16 protein-coding genes and 1 riboswitch (1 of these 17 cut by a window edge) are annotated in these 17,982 nt (G+C 63.3%); of the genes, 10 read left to right on the plus strand and 6 right to left on the minus strand.

Annotated elements, in window-relative coordinates; genetic code table 11:
• Positions 1 to 9: 9 nt before the first annotated feature.
• Positions 10 to 903, minus strand: a complete 894-nt coding sequence (locus JCM7686_RS00700) for a LysR family transcriptional regulator (protein WP_020948947.1) — start codon at positions 901 to 903, stop codon at positions 10 to 12.
• Between the two features lie 181 nt (positions 904 to 1,084).
• Between JCM7686_RS00700 and JCM7686_RS00705 the strand changes: the two genes are divergently transcribed.
• From JCM7686_RS00705 to nrdF, 6 genes are all read left to right on the plus strand, one after another.
• Complete coding sequence (locus tag JCM7686_RS00705; protein ID WP_020948948.1) at positions 1,085 to 2,440, plus strand: MFS transporter; 1,356 nt, start codon at positions 1,085 to 1,087, stop codon at positions 2,438 to 2,440.
• A gap of 23 nt (positions 2,441 to 2,463) precedes the next feature.
• On the plus strand, positions 2,464 to 3,429 hold the full coding sequence (gene speB, locus JCM7686_RS00710; protein WP_020948949.1) for an agmatinase: 966 nt from the start codon (positions 2,464 to 2,466) through the stop codon (positions 3,427 to 3,429).
• Positions 3,430 to 3,617: 188 nt separating this feature from the next.
• Positions 3,618 to 3,813: riboswitch (cobalamin riboswitch) on the plus strand.
• A gap of 94 nt (positions 3,814 to 3,907) precedes the next feature.
• The gene (gene nrdH, locus JCM7686_RS00715; protein ID WP_020948950.1) at positions 3,908 to 4,129 is read left to right on the plus strand and encodes a glutaredoxin-like protein NrdH; all 222 of its coding nucleotides are present in this window, start codon (positions 3,908 to 3,910) and stop codon (positions 4,127 to 4,129) included.
• A gap of 15 nt (positions 4,130 to 4,144) precedes the next feature.
• Positions 4,145 to 4,561 (plus strand): class Ib ribonucleoside-diphosphate reductase assembly flavoprotein NrdI, encoded by a 417-nt coding sequence (gene nrdI, locus JCM7686_RS00720; RefSeq protein WP_020948951.1) that lies wholly within the window; start codon positions 4,145 to 4,147, stop codon positions 4,559 to 4,561.
• A complete protein-coding gene (gene nrdE / locus JCM7686_RS00725) occupies positions 4,543 to 6,669 on the plus strand; it encodes a class 1b ribonucleoside-diphosphate reductase subunit alpha (protein WP_020948952.1) in 2,127 nt (708 codons plus the stop codon). Before nrdI ends, nrdE begins: the two co-directional genes overlap by 19 nt.
• A 75-nt stretch (positions 6,670 to 6,744) precedes the next feature.
• Entirely contained in the window at positions 6,745 to 7,716 is a 972-nt protein-coding gene (nrdF, locus tag JCM7686_RS00730; protein ID WP_020948953.1) for a class 1b ribonucleoside-diphosphate reductase subunit beta, read from the plus strand.
• Positions 7,717 to 7,799: 83 nt separating this feature from the next.
• Here the strand turns inward: nrdF and JCM7686_RS00735 are convergent, their stop codons facing one another.
• A complete protein-coding gene (locus tag JCM7686_RS00735; RefSeq protein WP_020948954.1) occupies positions 7,800 to 9,431 on the minus strand; it encodes an acyl-CoA synthetase in 1,632 nt (543 codons plus the stop codon).
• A 349-nt stretch (positions 9,432 to 9,780) separates the two neighbouring features.
• On the opposite strand from JCM7686_RS00735, the gene JCM7686_RS00740 reads away from it, so the two are divergent.
• Positions 9,781 to 11,322 carry a TerC family protein gene (locus tag JCM7686_RS00740; protein WP_236635860.1) on the plus strand — a complete coding sequence of 514 codons (1,542 nt, stop codon included), beginning with the start codon at positions 9,781 to 9,783 and terminating at the stop codon, positions 11,320 to 11,322.
• 66 nt (positions 11,323 to 11,388) lie between these two features.
• Here the strand turns inward: JCM7686_RS00740 and JCM7686_RS00745 are convergent, their stop codons facing one another.
• Positions 11,389 to 12,780 (minus strand): aspartate ammonia-lyase, encoded by a 1,392-nt coding sequence (locus JCM7686_RS00745; RefSeq protein ID WP_020948956.1) that lies wholly within the window; start codon positions 12,778 to 12,780, stop codon positions 11,389 to 11,391.
• 266 nt (positions 12,781 to 13,046) lie between these two features.
• On the opposite strand from JCM7686_RS00745, the gene JCM7686_RS00750 reads away from it, so the two are divergent.
• The 3 genes from JCM7686_RS00750 to JCM7686_RS00760 all read left to right on the plus strand — a co-directional run bounded on the left by JCM7686_RS00750 (position 13,047) and on the right by JCM7686_RS00760 (position 15,840).
• Positions 13,047 to 13,994 (plus strand): DMT family transporter, encoded by a 948-nt coding sequence (locus tag JCM7686_RS00750; RefSeq protein WP_020948957.1) that lies wholly within the window; start codon positions 13,047 to 13,049, stop codon positions 13,992 to 13,994.
• A gap of 122 nt (positions 13,995 to 14,116) precedes the next feature.
• Positions 14,117 to 15,247 (plus strand): aminodeoxychorismate synthase component I, encoded by a 1,131-nt coding sequence (locus JCM7686_RS00755; RefSeq protein ID WP_020948958.1) that lies wholly within the window; start codon positions 14,117 to 14,119, stop codon positions 15,245 to 15,247.
• Entirely contained in the window at positions 15,205 to 15,840 is a 636-nt protein-coding gene (locus tag JCM7686_RS00760) for an aminotransferase class IV family protein (protein ID WP_020948959.1), read from the plus strand. Before JCM7686_RS00755 ends, JCM7686_RS00760 begins: the two co-directional genes overlap by 43 nt.
• Here the strand turns inward: JCM7686_RS00760 and JCM7686_RS00765 are convergent.
• The 3 genes in view from JCM7686_RS00765 to JCM7686_RS00775 are tightly spaced (at most 6 nt apart) and all read right to left on the minus strand, a layout consistent with a single transcriptional unit that may run on beyond the window.
• Complete coding sequence (locus tag JCM7686_RS00765; RefSeq protein WP_020948960.1) at positions 15,837 to 17,027, minus strand: aminotransferase-like domain-containing protein; 1,191 nt, start codon at positions 17,025 to 17,027, stop codon at positions 15,837 to 15,839. The two genes, JCM7686_RS00760 and JCM7686_RS00765, sit on opposite strands and share 4 nt — an antisense overlap.
• 6 nt (positions 17,028 to 17,033) lie before the next feature.
• A complete protein-coding gene (locus JCM7686_RS00770) occupies positions 17,034 to 17,771 on the minus strand; it encodes an SDR family oxidoreductase (RefSeq protein WP_020948961.1) in 738 nt (245 codons plus the stop codon).
• A 3-nt stretch (positions 17,772 to 17,774) separates the two neighbouring features.
• A protein-coding gene (locus JCM7686_RS00775) for a DUF1330 domain-containing protein (protein WP_020948962.1) crosses the window boundary here: on the minus strand, positions 17,775 to 17,982 show its 3' portion. It continues 113 nt past the right edge of the window; 208 of the gene's 321 nt are visible here — the last part of the coding sequence; its start codon lies off the right edge, out of view; it ends in the stop codon at positions 17,775 to 17,777.

Consider the following 17,982-nt stretch of genomic DNA (forward strand, 5'->3'; position numbering starts at 1 on the left):
CCCCACCGATTAACCAAGCGTCGCCGCCAGATCCTGCGCGAACAACCGGGCGACCTCGGTCGGTTCTGGCTGGACCCGCAAGGCGATGTAGAACTGTGATTTCCAGTCGAGCCCGGGCCCGCCAAGCGCGCGCATCTCGCCGCGATCGACCCATTTCTGCGCGAAATGCACCGGTAGGAAGCCCAGAAAGCAGCCCGAGCGAATCAGCACGGCCTGCGCCTCCATATTTGAAACCGAAGCCGTGATCAGCGGATCATGCAGCGCGGCCAGCTCGGCGCGTTGCAGATAGGGCCGCACCGTCATCGGATGGGCCGAAATTTCCTGCGGCGAGATCGCGCCCGGCTCGCGGTCGAAAAGCGGATGATCCTGCCCGCAATAGAGCGCGTGATCCTCGACCCAGACCGGGCGGTAGTCGATATTCGGGTGCCGGGTCGGAAAGGGGCCAATGGCGACATGGATATCGCCGGTTTGCAGCCCTTTGCTCAGCGCCTCGGTCGTGCCGACCTCGACGGTCAGCCGCACCTGCTGCTCACGCGTGAAAAAGCGCCGGATCGCGTGGTGGATCGGCAGATCGGGGTTGTCGGCCTCGCTGTCGACGATGCCGATGCGCAGATGCCCGGTCAGCATCCGGCGCAGCGTGCCAAGATTGGCCTCGCAGACCTCCATCACCGAGAGCATGCGCTTGGCCTCGGCATAGACCTCTTGCCCCTTGGGCGTCACGGCAAAACCCGCGCGCCCGCGATGACAGAGCGTGAAGCCCAAGGTCGTTTCCAGATCCTTGAGATGGGTCGAGATCGCCGCAGGCGAGGCGCCCAGCACCGCCTGAGCCCCGCCAAAGCCGCCATGTTCGACCACGGCGCAGAAGGTGCGCAGATTGCGCAAGGTATAGTCGTTGATGCGCATCGCTCCTCCTCCTTTCGGTCGAATACATCAGAAATCCCGAAACGAATAACAGAAACTCTCGATTTATGGCAGGTGAGCGGCGCGGCATCGTCAGATCCGGTCGCAGGACAGCGGGGAGGTTGTCCTGCGGCCAGGGCCTGCGCTCCCCAAAGCCGCAACCAGCCAGAGGGGAGGAGACCTCATGACTGCCGAGACCACCGAATTCAGGGCCAATCCCGGTCCGAGCCGCGCTGAGGTGGCCGAAAGCGGCCTGCTGCGCCGCGCCGCCTTCGCCAGCTTCATCGGAACCTTTGTCGAATGGTTCGACTATGCCGTTTACGGCTTTCTCGCCGCGGTCATCGCCAAGGTGTTCTTTCCGGCGACCGATGCCCGCAGCGCCTTGATGGCGACCTATGCGGTCTTTGCGCTGAGCTTCATCGTGCGTCCGATCGGCGGCGTGATCTGGGGCCATTTCGGCGATAAATTCGGGCGCAAGGCGACGCTGTCGCTGTCGATCTTCATCATGTCGGGCGCGACTTTCGTCATTGCTTTCCTGCCGGGCTATCAGTCCGTCGGCATGTTGGCACCGGTGCTGTTGCTGCTGACGCGGATGGTGCAGGGCTTTGCCGCCTCGGGCGAATTCGCGGGCGCGGCCTCGTTTCTGGCGGAATATGCGCCCGACAACCGGCGCGGCTTTTTCACCTGCCTTGTGCCTGCGGGTGAGGCGACCGGGCTGCTCGCGGCCTCGCTGTTCGTGGCGGTGCTTTATGGCGTCCTGACCGAAGAACAATTGCTGTCCTGGGGCTGGCGTCTGCCCTTCCTGATGGCGCTGCCCTTGGGCTTTGTCGGCGTCTACATCCGGCGCCGCCTTGAGGAATCCCCGCATTTCCAATCGCTTGAGGAAGAGCGCCATGTGCCCGTGGCTCCGGTCAAAGAGCTGCTTCAGAACCATCTGCCGCAGATCTTCACGGCCTTTGGCGGCACCTTGGTCAATGCGGTCGGCTTCTATCTGATCCTGATCTATATGCCGACCTGGCTGTCGGATGAGCTGGGCGTCGGCAAGGAAGCGGCCTTCCTGAGCGCGACGGTGACGCTTTTGGCCTATCTTTGCGCGATTTTCCTGATGGGGCGGTTGTCGGACCGGATTGGTCGCAAGCGGATCTTGCTGCTGTGCTCGGGGCTGTTCATGGTGGCGACGCTGCCTTTGTTCAGCGTGCTCTCGTCGGTCGATTACACCGGCATGGCGAGCGGTGGCTACCTGCTGATCCTCGCGGTTCTGTCGCTTTTTGGCATCCTCTTCGCGATGAATGGCGGCACGCTGGCGACCTTCCTGTGCGAGCTTTTCCCGACCCGCGTCCGCTTCTCGGGCTTCGCGCTCAGCTATAACTCGGCGAATGCGCTGTTCGGCGGCACCGCGCCGCTGGCGGCGACCTGGATCGGCGGCTTTATCGGCGCGGCCTATGCTCCGGCCTGGCTGCTGACCATCGCCGCCGCGATCACCTTTGTTTCCATCATGTTCAGCCGCGCCGGAGCCCCCGGCGCCAAGCTGGAAGACTGACCTCGACCCGAAAGGACCCCCTTATGAGCGCTACTTATGACGCTGGCCGCCTGAACCTGCCCTTCGTTGGCATCTGCACCTTCGGCAAGAATCCCTATGTCGCGGATTGGTCGAAGATCGACGCCGATGTTGCCGTGCTGGGCGCGCCCTTCGATTTCGGGACGCAATACCGCGCAGGCTCGCGCTTTGGGCCGAGGGGCGTGCGCGAGGCCTCGACGCTCTTCAGCTTTGGCCATGGCGGCGCCTATGACCACGAAGACGACGCGACCTATCTGACCTCGGATGTGCGCATCGTCGATATTGGCGACGCCGATATCGTCCACACCGATACCGCGAAAAGCCATGCCAATATCAAGACCGGGGTCGAGGCGATCCTGAATGCCGGGGCCTTCCCGGTGGTGATCGGCGGCGATCATTCGATCAACATCCCCTGCATCGAGGCCTTCGCGGGGCGCGGCGACATCCACATCCTGCAAATCGACGCCCATCTCGATTTCGTAGACGAGCGTCACGGCGTGCGCACCGGCCACGGCAGCCCGCTGCGCCGCGCCTCGGAAAAGGACTATGTCACGGGCATGACCCAGGTCGGCATCCGCAACGTCTCGTCGACGGCGCGCGATGGCTATGAGGCGGCGCGGGCGGCGGGCTCGGATATCCTCTCGGTGCGTCAGGCGCGCAAACTGGGGGCCGAGGGGGTGATCGACCGCATCCCGGAGGGCGCGCGCGTCTATGTCACGCTTGATATCGACGGCTTCTGCCCCTCGATCGCGCCCGGCACCGGCACGCCCTCGCATGGCGGCTTCCTCTATTACGAGGTGCTCGAAATGCTGCAGGCGGTGGCGCAACGTCACGAGATCGTCGGCATCGATCTGGTCGAGGTCGCGCCCGATTACGACCATGGCGATGTCACCTCGGTTCTGGCGGCGCAGGTGCTTCTGAACTTCCTCGGCTTCGTCTTCCACGCCCGGGCGCAGCGCACGCAAAGCTGATATGCTGCGGCGTCACAGCGATGGCGCTTGAAACCGAATCCGCAAGATGCGAGAGGGGGCCCAACGGCCCCCTTCTTCTTTTCCGGCCACCAGTTTTCCCTACATTTCAAGCAAAACTCAGCAAAGTCAGATGGCTTGGCGGGCATCGTTGCCTATATACCATATGTTGACATTTCTGTGGCGGTGGTGTCCATTGGTTGTGTTCTGGTTCTTGAGTCGGGCGAAAGCTTGAGGAGGGAAAAAGAGGGAAGCTGGTTCAAGCCAGCGCTGCCCCCGCAACTGTAGGCGGAGAGCGAAGCCAAAGAGGTCCGGGGGCTGCCACCCCTAGGGATCGGCCGAGCCGTGACCCGTGAGTCAGAGACCTGCCAGGACAGGAAAAAGACTTAACCGTGCGGTGGGCGCGGGACCTTTTGATATCCGTCGCGGTGCGCTTCGACGGTGGTCCCTTCGCCTCTCGTGCCATGCCTAGGGACAAAAAATGACCATCACCGTCTACTCCAAACCGGCTTGCGTGCAGTGCACGGCCACCACCCGCGCGCTCGATGCAAAGGGCCTGTCCTATCAGGTGGTGGACCTGACGGAAGACGCGGCTGCCATGGAGAAAGTGGTGGCGCTTGGCTATCGTCAGGCCCCGGTGGTGATCGCGGGTGAAGAGCATTGGGCCGGGTTCCGTCCCGACATGATCGGCCGCCTGTCGTAAGGAGCCCGCCGCGCCGTGCTGGATCTGGTCTATTACTCCTCGCGCTCGGGCAATACGGCCCGCTTGGTGGAGCGGCTGGGCCTTGGCGGCGCGCGGATACCCCTGTCGCCTGCCGAGCCGATGCCCGAGCCCCGCGTGCCCTATGTGCTGGTCCTGCCGACCTATGCAGACGGGCAGGGGCGGGGCGCTGTCGCCAAGCCGGTGATCCACTTCCTGAACGACACCGCCCGCCGCGCCTTGTTGCGTGGCGTCATCGCCGGGGGAAACCGAAACTTCGGCTCGACCTTCGCCCTTGCGGGCGATGTGATCGCACAAAAATGCAACGTCCCGGTGCTCTACCGCTTTGAGCTTTCCGGCAATGAAACCGACATCGCCCGTATCCGCGCGGGCCTAGCAGAATTCCGGGGGATGGAATGCTCGACAATGGCGTGAAGGCCGAACTCGATTATCATGCGCTGAACGCGATGCTGAACCTCTATGACAATGAGGGCAACATCCGCTTTGACGCCGACCGCAAGGCGGCGCATCAATATTTCCTCCAGCATGTGAACCAGAACACCGTGTTCTTCCACTCGCTGGACGAGAAGCTCGATTATCTGGTCGAGGAAGGCTATTACGAGGCCGAGGTTCTGGACCAATATTCCAAGAACTTCATGCGCCAGATCTGGGACGAGGCTTACCGCAAGAAGTTCCGCTTCCCGACCTTCCTCGGCGCGTTCAAATATTACACCTCCTATACACTGAAGACCCGCGACGGTCAGCGCTATCTCGAGCGTTATGAGGACCGCGTCGTCATGGTCTCGCTGGCGCTGGCGCGCGGCGATGAAAAGCTGGCGACCCGCTTCATGGATGAGATCCTTTCGGGGCGCTTCCAGCCGGCAACGCCGACCTTTCTCAATGCCGGGAAGAAATCGCGCGGCGAGCTGATTTCCTGCTTCCTGCTGCGCATCGAAGACAACATGGAATCGATCGGCCGCTCGATCAACTCGTCCTTGCAGCTCTCGAAGCGCGGCGGCGGCGTGGCCTTGATGCTGACCAATATCCGCGAATCCGGCGCACCGATCAAAGGTATCGAGAACCAGTCCTCGGGCGTCATCCCGGTGATGAAACTGCTGGAAGACAGCTTCTCCTACGCGAACCAGCTTGGCGCGCGTCAGGGTGCGGGCGCGGTCTATCTGAACGCTCACCACCCCGATATCCTGCGGTTCCTCGACACCAAGCGCGAGAACGCCGACGAGAAGATCCGCATCAAGACGCTGTCTTTGGGCGTGGTCATTCCCGATGTGACCTTCGATCTGGCGAAGAAGAACGAGGATATGTATCTCTTCTCGCCCCATGACGTGCAGAAGGTCTACGGCGTCCCCTTCTCGGAAATCTCGGTCACCGAGAAATATCAAGAGATGGTCGACGACAAGCGCATCAAGAAGAAAAAGATCAACGCCCGCGCCTTCTTCCAGACGCTGGCCGAGATCCAGTTCGAGAGCGGCTATCCCTATATCATGTTCGAAGACACGGTGAACAAAGCCAACCCGATCGACGGGCGCATCACCATGTCGAACCTCTGCTCGGAAATCCTGCAGGTCAATGAGGCCTCGGAGTTCAGCGAAGATCTGAGCTATTCCAAGATGGGCACGGATATTTCCTGCAACCTCGGCTCGCTGAATATCGCGGCAACGATGGACGGCCCGGATTTCGGCGCCACCGTCGAAGCGGCAATCCGCGCGCTGACGGCAGTGTCGGAAATGTCGGCAATCGAATCCGTCCCCTCGATCCGGCGCGGCAATGACGAGGCCCATGCGGTCGGTCTTGGCCAGATGAACCTGCACGGCTTCCTCGCCCGCGAGCGCATCCATTACGGCTCGCCCGAAGGCGTCGAGTTCACCAGCGTCTATTTCGCCGCCATCGCCTATCACGCGATCCGCGCCTCGAACCTGATCGCGCGCGAAAAAGGCGAGACTTTCAAGGGCTTCGAGAAATCGAAATATGCCGATGGCTCGTTCTTCGCAAAATATACCGAACAGGACTGGCTGCCGGTCTCGGAGGAGGTCGTGCGCGTCTTTGACGGCATCGAGCTGCCGACCCGTGAGGATTGGGCCGCGCTGAAGGCGGATGTGATGGCGCATGGCCTTTACAACCGCAACCTGCAAGCGGTGCCGCCGACCGGCTCGATCAGCTATATCAACAACTCGACCAGCTCGATCCACCCGATCGTGGCCAAGATCGAGATCCGCAAGGAAGGCAAGATCGGGCGCGTCTATTATCCGGCGGCTTTCATGAACAATGAAAACCTCGAATATTACCGCGACGCCTATGAAATCGGCCCCGAGAAAATTATCGACACCTATGCGGCGGCGACCGAGCACGTCGACCAAGGCTTGTCGCTGACGCTGTTCTTCCCGGCCGAGGCCACGACCCGCGACATCAACAAGGCGCAGATTTATGCGTGGAAGAAGGGGATCAAGACGATCTACTACATCCGCCTGCGCCAGACCGCGCTGGAAGGCACCGAGATTCAGGGCTGCGTGTCCTGCTCGCTCTGAGCCACGTCATGACGCCGGGGGCTGTCTGCCCCCGGACCCCTGAGGATATTTTGACATGAAAGAGGGGTTCTTCGGATGAAGGATCAGATTCTCCGCGCGCCGCTCAAGGCGATCAACTGGAACCGTCTGGACGATGACAAGGATCTCGAGGTCTGGAACCGTTTGACGGTGAACTTCTGGCTGCCGGAAAAGGTGCCGCTGTCGAATGACGTGCAAAGCTGGGCGACCTTGCGCCCCGAAGAGCGCGAGTTGACGATCCGGGTTTTCACCGGGCTGACGCTGCTGGATACCGTCCAGAATACGGTGGGCGCGCCGTCGATGATGCCCGATGCGGTGACGCCGCATGAAGAGGCGGTGCTCTCGAACATCGCCTTCATGGAGGCGGTGCATGCGCGCAGCTATTCCTCGATCTTCTCGACGCTGTGCCTGACGCCCGAGGTGGATGCGGCCTTCCGCTGGTCGGAAGAGAACCAGCATCTCCAGCAAAAGGCTCGGCTGATCCTGCAGGAATATAACGTCGGGGCCGATCCGCTGAAACGCAAGATCGCCAGCGTCTTCCTGGAAAGCTTCCTCTTCTACTCGGGCTTCTATCTGCCGATGTATTGGTCGAGCCGCGCCAAGCTGACCAACACCGCCGACCTTATCCGCCTGATCATCCGCGACGAGGCGGTGCATGGCTATTACATCGGCTACAAATACCAGCGCGGCCTAGAGAAAGTCTCGGAAGAGAAGCGTCAGGAGCTCAAGGATTTCGCCTTCTCGCTGATCTTCGATCTCTATGACATCGAGTCGAAATATGCGGCCGAGCTATATGACGGCATCGGCCTGACCGAAGACGTCAAAGCCTTCCTGCATTACAACGCCAACAAGGCGCTGCAAAACCTCGGCTATGAGGCGCTTTTCCCGCCGCAGGCCTGTGAGGTGAACCCGGCCATCCTCGCCGCCCTCTCGACGGATAGCGAGAACCACGACTTCTTCTCGGGTTCGGGCTCGTCCTATGTCATCGGCAAGGCGGTCGCGACCGAGGATGACGACTGGGACTTCTGATCCTGTCTTTCATGAGGAAATATCCTCGGGGGTGAATTGCGGCGAAGCTGCAAGAGGGGGCGGACAGCCCCCTTTCCTTTTCCTCAGCCCAGATCCTTCACCATGCCGCGCAGGACATATTTCTGGATCTTGCCGGTCGAGGTTTTGGGCAGATCCGTAAAGACCACAGTTTTCGGCACTTTGAACCGCGCCATATTCTCGCGGCAGAAGGCGATGATCTCGGCTTCCGTCGCGGTTTTTCCGGGCTTCAGCGTGATGAAGGCACAGGGCGTTTCGCCCCAGGTCTCGTCAGGGCGCGCGACCACGGCGGCTTCCATGACAGCAGGATGGCGGTAAAGCACGTCCTCGACCTCGATCGAGGAAATATTCTCGCCGCCCGAGATGATGATGTCCTTCGAGCGGTCCTTGATCTCGATATAGCCGTCCTTATGCATGACCGCGAGATCACCCGAGGCGAACCAGCCGCCGCGAAAGGCCTTGGCGGTTGCCGAGGGGTTCTTGAGATAGCCCTTCATCACATTATTGCCGCGCATGAAGATCTCGCCGATGCTCTCGCCATCCGCGGGTAGCGGCGCGAGGGTTTCCGGGTCGGCGATCATCAGCTCGCCCAGCACCAGATTCTTGACCCCCTGACGAGCTTTCAGGCGCGAGATCTCGGCGGCGGGCAGGCTGTCCCATTCCGATTTCCAGGCGCAGATCACCGCCGGGCCATAGGTTTCAGTCAGGCCATAGACATGGGTGACCGCGATGCCCATCGCCTCCATCGCGGCAATGACGGCGGCGGGGGGCGGGGCGCCTGCGGTCATCACCTTGATCTGATGGGTGAAGGTCTTGAGCGCATCCGGAGCATTGGCCAGCATATTGAGCACGATCGGCGCGCCGCAGAAATGGCTGACCTTCTCGGTCTCGATCAGGCGAAAAATCGGCTCGGCCCGCACGGCGCGCAGGCAGATATTGACCCCGGCATTGGCGGCAATCGTCCAGGGGAAGCACCAGCCGTTGCAGTGAAACATCGGCAGCGTCCAGAGATAGCGCGCGTGGTTCGGCATCTCCCAGGCATTGATATGTTGGGCGGCATTCAGCGCCGCGCCGCGGTGGTGATAGACGACGCCCTTCGGGTCTCCGGTCGTGCCCGAGGTATAGTTGAGGCTGATCGCGTCCCATTCGCTCTCGGGCAGATGCCAGTCGAAGGCCGGATCGCCCTCGGCCAGAAGCGCCTCATAGGTGAGCTGGCCGAGGGGGCGGCCGCCGGGGAAGCTCGCGTCCTCAATGTCGATCACCAGCATGTCGGGACGGTTCGCGAGCGCGATCGCGCGCGCCGCGGTTTCGGAAAACTCGGGATCGACGAACAGCGCCTTCGCCTCGCCGTGGTTGAGAATGAAGGCGATGGTTTCGGCATCGAGGCGCGTGTTGATCGCATTGAGCACCGCGCCGGTCATCGGCACCGAGAAATGCGCTTCGAAGATCTCGGGAATATTGGCCGCGAGCACCGCAATCGTATCGCCCCGGCCAAAGCCCCGGGCGGCCAGGGCGCCCGCCATCTGGCGGCAGCGGCGGTAGGTGTCGCCCCAGGTCTGGCGGCGGCTTTCATAGACGATGGCGGGATAATCGGGATAGACGGCGGCGGTGCGTTCCAGAAAGCGCAGCGGGCTCAATTGCTCGAAATTGGCCGGGCCCGCATCGAGGGCCTGATCATAGATCGTGTTCCGTTGCATCTTATCCTCCTCGCAGATCCGTCCCGTGGCGGGGGCCCCGGCCCGCGCCGCCACAGAGCCCAGTATTGCACGGCGCCACGCGATTTCCAGCCGTGCTGTCGGAGGATGCGGATCGCGGCGGGGCGGCGCAAGAGGGTCGGCAAAAGCGCGGTCTGGCCTTTTCGGGCGCGGGGCGGGGCGGCTCTGTCACCAAAACACAGCAGTCATCAGAGAATATTCGCCCGTTAAGGCCTTTTTCAGGGCCAGAAGGGCTTTGCGACCGAATTGCCTCTTGCCGAGCGTCCCGCCGCAACTGAATCTGAGTGCGATTGATCACTACTGGAGCCTGAGGCCCGTGTTTTTTGAATGGATGTCTGATCCCGCAGCCTGGGCGGGACTGGCAACTCTCGTCGTGCTCGAGATCGTGCTGGGGATCGACAACCTTGTCTTCATCGCCGTTCTTGCCGACAAACTTCCCCCCGAGCAGCGTGACAAGGCGCGCAAGCTAGGACTTTCGCTGGCCTTGCTGATGCGTCTGGGGCTGCTGGCTTCGGTCGCCTGGATCGTCACGCTGACCCAACCGCTGTTCCACCTGATGGACCACCCTTTCTCGGGGCGGGACATCATCCTGATTCTCGGCGGTATTTTCCTGCTCTTCAAGGGCACGATGGAGCTGCACGAGCGGCTGGAGGGCCATAGCGAGCATAAATCCGGCAAGGTTTATCACGCGGTTTTCTGGCAGGTTTTGTTGCAAATCGTCATTCTGGACGCGGTTTTCTCGCTCGACAGCGTGATTACGGCGGTCGGCATGGTCAAACATCTGTCGGTGATGATGATCGCGGTCATCATTGCGGTGGGCGTGATGATGCTCTCGGCCAAAACGCTGATGGCCTTCGTTTCGCGTCATCCGACGGTGGTGATCCTGTGCCTTGGCTTCTTGATGATGATCGGTTTCTCGCTGATCGTCGAAGGCTTCGGCTTCCACATTCCCAAGGGCTATCTTTACGCGGCCATTGGCTTTTCTGTGCTGATCGAGGCGCTGAACCAGATCGGCAAGGCCAACCGCAATCGCTATGCGACGCGGGGCGATGTGCGTGACCGCACCGCCGAGGCCGTGCTGAAGCTGCTGGGCGGCAAGACCTCGCGGGTCGAGCTTGACGGAACCGCTTCGGTCATCGCGGCGCGTTCGGCTGAGGGGCAGGTCTTTGCCGTCGAAGAGCAAGAGATGATCCAGGGCGTGTTGTCCCTGGCCGACCGTCCTGCGGTCTCGATCATGACGCCGCGGACCGAGATCGACTGGATCGATCTGGATCGCAGCCCCGACGAGATCCGCGCCCAGCTGCTGGACGAGGGCCATTCGCGCTATATCGTGGCGCGCGGCAATATCGAGCATTTCATCGGCATCGGCCTGACCAAGGATCTCTTGGCCGATATTCTGGAGAAGGGCGCGATCGACACCGAAAAGACCATCCGCCAGCCATTGATCCTGCACGAGCGCGTCACCGCTTTGCGTCTGATGGAGCAGTTGCGCGCCTCGAAGGTGAAATTCGCGGTGATCGTCGATGAATATGGCTCGCTCGAAGGGATCGTGACGCCTTCGGATCTGCTGGAGGCGATTGCGGGCGATTTCGCCGATGAGGACGAAGAGCCGCTGATGATGGAGCGGCAAGAGGACGGTTCGTGGATCGTGGACGGTTCACTGGATGTGCGCCGCGCCTCGACGCTTCTGGATGCGGATCTGTCCGATGACGCCGACCGCTATTCGACGCTGGCGGGCTATATCCTGTGGCAGCTCGGCACTTTGCCGAATGTCGGCGCGACGGTGCGGACGGGCGATCTTGAGCTCGTGGTGCATGAGCTGAACGGTCGCGCGATTTCCAAGGTCCATGTCAGCCGAAAATCCGCCGACTAGGTGGCAAGTTCCAGATGAAAAAGGCGGCTTCGGCCGCCTTTTTCTTTGCCGCGAGGGCGCCGGTGGTCAGGCCGCGTTGCCCAGCACAGCCGAGGCCGAAAGCGCGGCATCGAGCGTGTCTTTCTCCATCAACTGCTCATCGAGCACGATCCGGGCGACGCCAAGGCCGGTTTCATGCGCGCGTTTCGCGACCTCGGTGGCGCGGACATAGCCGATATAGGGGGTCAGCGCGGTGACGATGCCGATGGATTGCTCGACCTTATGGCGCAGCGCGCCCGCATCGGCGGTAATGCCGCTGACGCAATTGCGCGCCAAGGTTTGCATCGCATGTTCGAGATGGCGGATCGAGCGCTCAAGACTCGCATAGATCACCGGCTCGAAGGCATTGAGCTGAAGCTGACCGCCCTCGGCTGCCAGCGTGACCGTGACATCGGCGCCGATCACCTCGAAACAGACCTGATTGACGACCTCGGGGATGACCGGGTTGACCTTGCCCGGCATGATTGACGAGCCCGCCTGTTTCGCCGGAAGCGCGATATCGCCAAAGCCCGCCCGCGGCCCGCTGGACAAGAGCCGCAGGTCATTGGCGATTTTCGACAGCTTGATCGCCAGCCGTTTCAGCCCGCTTGAAACCGAGACAAAGGCGCCGGTGTCCTGGGTCGCGGCAATGCGATCCTCGGCCAGCGTCAGATCGAGGCGAGTGATCTGGCGCAGATGCACAACGGTCAGCTCGCCCAGCCGGGGATCGGCGGTGATGCCGGTGCCGATCGCGGTGCCGCCGAGATTGAGCACGCAAAGCTCGGCCTCGATCCGGCGCAAAGCGTGCCGCTCGGCGGCGATCATGGTCGCGAAGCTTGCAAACTCCTGCCCGAGCGTCATCGGCACCGCATCTTGCAACTGCGTGCGACCCATCTTGATGATGCCCGCGAAGGCATGGGCGCGCTCGCGGAAGGCATGTTCGATTTCATCCATCGCGCTGTCGAGCCGGCGCAGGGCAAAGACCAGCGCGATTTTCAGCGCGCTTGGGTAAACGTCATTGGTGCTTTGGCCGAGATTCACATGCTCGTTCGGATGCAGCAGGGCGTAATCGCCCTTGGCGTGACCGAGATGCTCCAGCGCCAGATTGGCGATGACCTCATTGGCGTTCATATTGCTGGAGGTGCCCGCGCCGCCCTGCACCAGATCGACGATGAACTGATCGTGCAGCGCGCCCTCGCGGATGTCCTGCGTGGCGCGGGCGATCGCCTCGGCCAGCGCGGGCGCAAGATGGCCAAGCTCTTCATTGGCCTTTGCCGCGGCTTCCTTGATTGCGGCAAGGGCGGCAACCAGTTCGGCCGACTGGCCGATCTGGCGCCCCGAGATCGGGAAATTCTCGACCGCGCGCAGAGTGTGGACGCCCCAATAGGCGCTTTCCGGGATCTCGCGATCGCCAATCAGGTCGTGTTCTGTTCTGCTCATGTTTCGCCTCGTCTTCCAGATCTCGGTCCCCGGGGTCGTTTTTTCCGGGCTTTTTTCCTGAGACAGAGATGGCGATCCGCGCGGGAAATCGCCAATGCCGTTTCGGAATGACCCATGCGCGCGGCGATAGCCGCAACCGCTTGTGGCGGGCGCCGGGGCCGGGCGCGCGCGGGGCTGATTTTGAAAGCAAGATCTGGATAGCGCCGGGCGGGCGGCGGTGCGATGAAGAGCACAGACAACCGCCCACGCGGCACGACGAGGTTCAGATGGCCGAGACCCAGACAGCACAGATTTCCACCTCCCGGCCGATGAGCGGCGCCGAATGGGCCATGCTGGCCACTCTGGCCGCGATCTGGGGATGTTCCTTCCTCTTCAATGCCTTGGCGATCCCGGATCTGCCGATCCTCTTGATCGTTACTTTGCGCGTCGGGCTGGCGGCGGCGGCGCTGCTGGCCTTCATGGCGCTGAGCGGGCAGCGCCTGCCCAAAGGCCGCGCGGTCTGGACCGCCTTCTTCACCATGGGGCTTTTCAACAATGCGCTGCCCTTTTCGCTGATCGTCGCCGGGCAGCAGCATATCCCGGCGGGCGTGGCCTCGATCCTCAACGCAACGACGCCGCTTTTTACCGTTCTGTTCGCTCATGTTCTGACGGCGGACGAGCGGCTCAATCCGGGCAAAGTCGCGGGCGTGGCGATCGGCTTTCTGGGCGTGGCGGCAATGATCGGCGGCGATGCGGTGCGCGCGCTTGGCAGCGATCTGATCGCGCAGCTTTGCTGTCTGGGCGCGGCGGTTTCCTATGCCGGGGCCGCGATCTATGGCCGCCGCTTTCGCCGGATGGGCGTGACTCCGATGGCGACGGCTGCCGGGTCCTTGTTCGGGGCGAGCGTTTTGCTGACGCCGGTGATGCTGGTGATCGACCAGCCCTGGAGCCCGCCCGCGCCGGGCCTGACGGCGGTTCTCGCGGTGCTGGGGCTCGCGCTGATTTCGACCGCCTTCGCCTATGTGCTTTATTACCGCATTCTGGCGACGGCGGGCGCGGTCAATGTCGGATTGGTGACCTTTCTGGTCCCGGCCTGCGCCATCCTGCTGGGCATCGTGGTTCTGGGCGAGCATCTTGCGCCGCGTCATGTGCTGGGCATGGTGCTGATCGGGATGGGCCTTGCGGCGATCGACGGGCGGCTTTTGCGGCGCTTCACGGCGTGGCGGATGTCGTGAGCGGCGGCTTCGTCTCGAGGATGGCGCGGTTCTGTCGGGTATTTGGATGATGAAGAAAGGCGCTGGCGTTGTCTCTGACGCGTGGCCTGTGCTATCGGGCGACGGGGTCTGAGGAGGCGCGCGTGATCCTTTGCGAATTCGGTCCGGATGGGCAGGCGGTTCTGTTTCAAGAGGCAAGCGAGCTGATCGTGGCGCTTCGGCCCGAGGAGGTCGTGCCCGCGCTGGCGCGGCTGGATGCGGCGCGGGCTGCGGGCAAATGGGTTGCGGGCTGGATGTCCTATGAGGCGGGCTACGCTTTGGAGGAGGTTTTGCTGGCGCAGATGCCGGCCGAGCGTGACGGGCCTTTGCTGGTTTTCGGGATTTACGACGGGCCGGTTTCGGCGGCCGGATTTGCCTTTCCGCAAGAAGAGGTGCGGCTTGCGCCCTTGCATCCCGAGGTCTCTCCCGAGGATTATGCCGGGGCCTTTGCTCGCACGCTCGATTATATTGCCGCCGGGGATTGCTATCAGATCAATCTGACCTTTCCGCTGACCAGCCGTCTTGAGGCCGGATCGGCGCTGGGGCTTTACGGCGCGCTCGCGGCGCGTCAGCCGGTGGGCTATGGCGCTTATGCCGATCTGGGCGTCGGGCCGGTGGTGGTGTCGCGCTCGCCCGAGCTCTTCGTGCGGCTGGATGCGGCGGGCGCGATCGAGGCGCGGCCGATGAAGGGCACGGCGCCGCGCGATCCCGATCCCGAGGTCGATGCGGCCTTGGCGGCGGGGCTCGCGGCTTCCGAGAAGAATCGCGCGGAAAACCTGATGATCGTCGATCTTTTGCGCAATGATATTGCGCGGATCTCTAAGGTCGGTTCGGTCAAGGTGCCCGAGCTTTTCGCGGTCGATACCTTTGCCACGTTGCATCAGATGTCGTCACGCGTGGTCGGGCAATTGGCCGCGCCCGCCGATCTTCTTGGCGTGATGCGGGCGCTTTTTCCCTGCGGCTCGATCACCGGGGCGCCGAAAATCCGCGCGATGGAGATCATCCGCGAGGTCGAGCCCTTCCCGCGCGGCGTCTATTGCGGCACCTTTGGCTGGATGGCGCCCGATGGCGCGGCGGCGTTTTCGGTGACGATCCGGACGCTCTCGGTCTGGCCGGACGGGCGGGTGGTGCTGAATGTCGGCGGCGGCATCGTGCAGGATTCGACCTGCGCCAGCGAATGGGAGGAGGCGCTATGGAAAGCGCGTTACGTGCAGGATCTGGTGCGCCCGGCCTGAAGCTGATCGAGACCGCTTTGTGGGACGGGGCCGCCTGTCCCCGGCTGGACGGACATCTCGCGCGGCTGGTGCGGAGTGCCGCGGCGCTTGGCTGGCCCTGCGATCCCGATGCTGCGCGCGCAGCCCTGACCGGGCCTTCGGGCGAGGCGGCGCGGCTTCGGCTGACGCTTGACGCCACCGGCGCGCTCGAGATCACCCGCGCCGCTTTGCCGCCCTCGCCTGCAGAGTGGCGGCTGGGGCTTGCGCAAGCGCGGCTGTCCTCGGGCGATCCTTGGCTGCGGCTGAAAACCACGCGGCGCGAGATCTATGATCGCGCGCGCGCCGGGATGGGCGAGGGGATCGACGAGCTGCTCTTTCTCAATGAGCGCGGCGAGATCTGCGACGGGACCATTACGACGCTGTTCTTTGACCGGGGCGCGGGGCTTTGCACGCCGCCGCTTTCGTCGGGGCTGCTTGCCGGGGTGCTGCGCGCCGAGATGCTGGGGAATGGCATCTGTCGCGAGGAGATCTTGCTGGCGGAAGATCTGCCTCGCGTTCAGCTCTGGGTCGGCAATGCGCTGCGCGGGATGATGCCCGCGGTCTGGCGCGGCTAGGCCGCGAGTGTCCGGGTGGCGGCGCTAAGGCGGCGGATGCCCTCGGCCAGCTTATCCGGCGGGTTCAGCGTGAAGTTCAGCCGGATCGCGCGGCGGTCCTGTCCGAGCGGGTCGAAGACCGAGCTGGGGCTGATGCAGACGCCGTGATCGAGCCCGACCTTCAGCAGACGGTCGGTGTCGAGCGCTGGGTTTTTGGCAATCGCCCAGACGAACATGCCGCCGACCGGCACCTCCCAGTCGAAGAGATCGCCGAGATGCGCGTCCATCGCGGCGCACAGCGCGTCGCGCCGCGCGCGGTAGAGATCGAGGATCACCGGGCGGATGCGATCGGCGAGGCCCGAGGCAAAGGCGTCCTGCACGATCTGCTGGCAGATCCCGCTTGTGCACATATCCGAGGCCTGTTTCGCGGTGGTCAGCGCCGCAATCATCTCGGGCGCGGCGATGACCCAACCGATGCGCAGTCCGGGCGCGATCTCTTTCGAGACGGTGCCGAGATAGACGATCGGGCCGCTATAGGGGCCGGGATGGGCCTCGGCCCAGAGCGAGATCAGCCGGGGCAGGGGGGCGCCGTCATAGTAAAGCGCGCCGTAGGGATCGTCCTCGACCAGCCAGGTGCCGGTGGTTTCGGCGGCGCGGATCAGGGCATGACGCTCGGCCAGCCCGACGAGCCGCCCGGTCGGGTTCGAGAAATTCGGCACCATATAGGCGAATTGCGCGCCCGAGAGCGCGGCCTCGGCGTCAAAGTCATTCGCGCCCATCTGCAGCGGGCGATAGCGCGGTTGGCGCGGTCGCCAGGCATCGAGCGCGCCGAGATAGGCCGGCGATTGCGCCGCAATCAGCCCGCCCTCGTCGATCAGCACCTTGCCGAGCAGATCGAGCGCCTGCATCCCCGCCGTGGTAATCAGCACATTCTCGCGCGAGAGCTGCAAGGCGGGCGTGCTGAAACGCGCGGCGATCAGATCGCGCAACCCGGGCAGGCCGTCAATCGGCGGATAGGCCAGCGTGACCCCGGGGTGATCGGCGACGGCGCTGCGGGCGAGCTCGGCCAGCTCTGGAACGGGCCAGGTCTCGGGCTCGGGCAAGCCGCCCGCGAGGTTGATCAGATCGGGGATCTGACCGGCGGCCAGAAAGACCTGGGTGACATCATTGGTCTGGCCAAGCCAGCGGGCGAAGTGCGGACGGGACATGGCGCCTCAGATCGATTGCAGCAGACCGCCATCGACCGCGATGGCTTGCCCGGTGATATAAGAGGCGCGGCCCGAGGCGAGAAAGGCCGCCAGAGCCGCGAATTCGGCGGGATCGCCCAGACGACCCGCCGGGATCTTCGGCCCCATCGTCGCATTATCGACGCCCAACTCGGCCATGCGGTCGGTGTTGGTATAGCCGGGCAGCAGCGCGTTCACGGTGATCCCGTCCTTCGCCACCTCGCGCGCAAGCGTATTCACCAGACCCAAAAGCCCGGCGCGCAGCCCGTTCGAGATCACCAGCCCCGGCTGCGGCTCTTTCGCGGCAACCGAGGTGACCGCGAGAATGCGGCCCCAGCCTTGCGCCTTCATCGCGGGCAAAGCGGTCTGGATGCTGTCGACTGCGCTGAGCCAGAGGCTTTGAAAGCCGCTTTGCCATTTCTCGACCGAGGTTTCGGCAAAAGAGCCGGTCGGCGGGCCGCCGGTATTGGTGACCAGAATATCGGGCATCCGGCCGAGCACGGCAGCGGCGGCCTCGGTCAATGCGCGGCCTGCGCCGGGCTGCGAGAGATCGCCCGCCAGCCCATGGCAGCCAAGCTCCGCCGCGACGCGTGCCACGCGATCCGCGTCACGGGCGACGATGACGACATCGGCACCTTCCGCGATCAGCTCTGCCGCGATGGCGCGACCCAATCCGCGCGAGCCACCAAAGACCAGCGCGCTCTTTCCCTTCAGTTGCAGATCCATCGCTTACACCTTCGGATCGGGGTCGGCGGTGTTCGCGCGCCCTTCCTGCAGGATCATCCGGCCCTTTGAGGCCGCGCGCCGGAAGGCCGAGGCGCTTTGATAATCGGCATCAGCGTGCCAGGCCAAAGCCGCGGCTTTGTCGGGAAACTCAAGGATCACCATGCGCTCGGTGAAGTCTGGCCCACCTTCGACGGTCAGCACCTCATCGCCG

Origin of the sequence: Paracoccus aminophilus JCM 7686, assembly GCF_000444995.1 — a bacterium.
GTDB classification, from domain to species: Bacteria; Pseudomonadota; Alphaproteobacteria; order Rhodobacterales; family Rhodobacteraceae; genus Paracoccus; species Paracoccus aminophilus.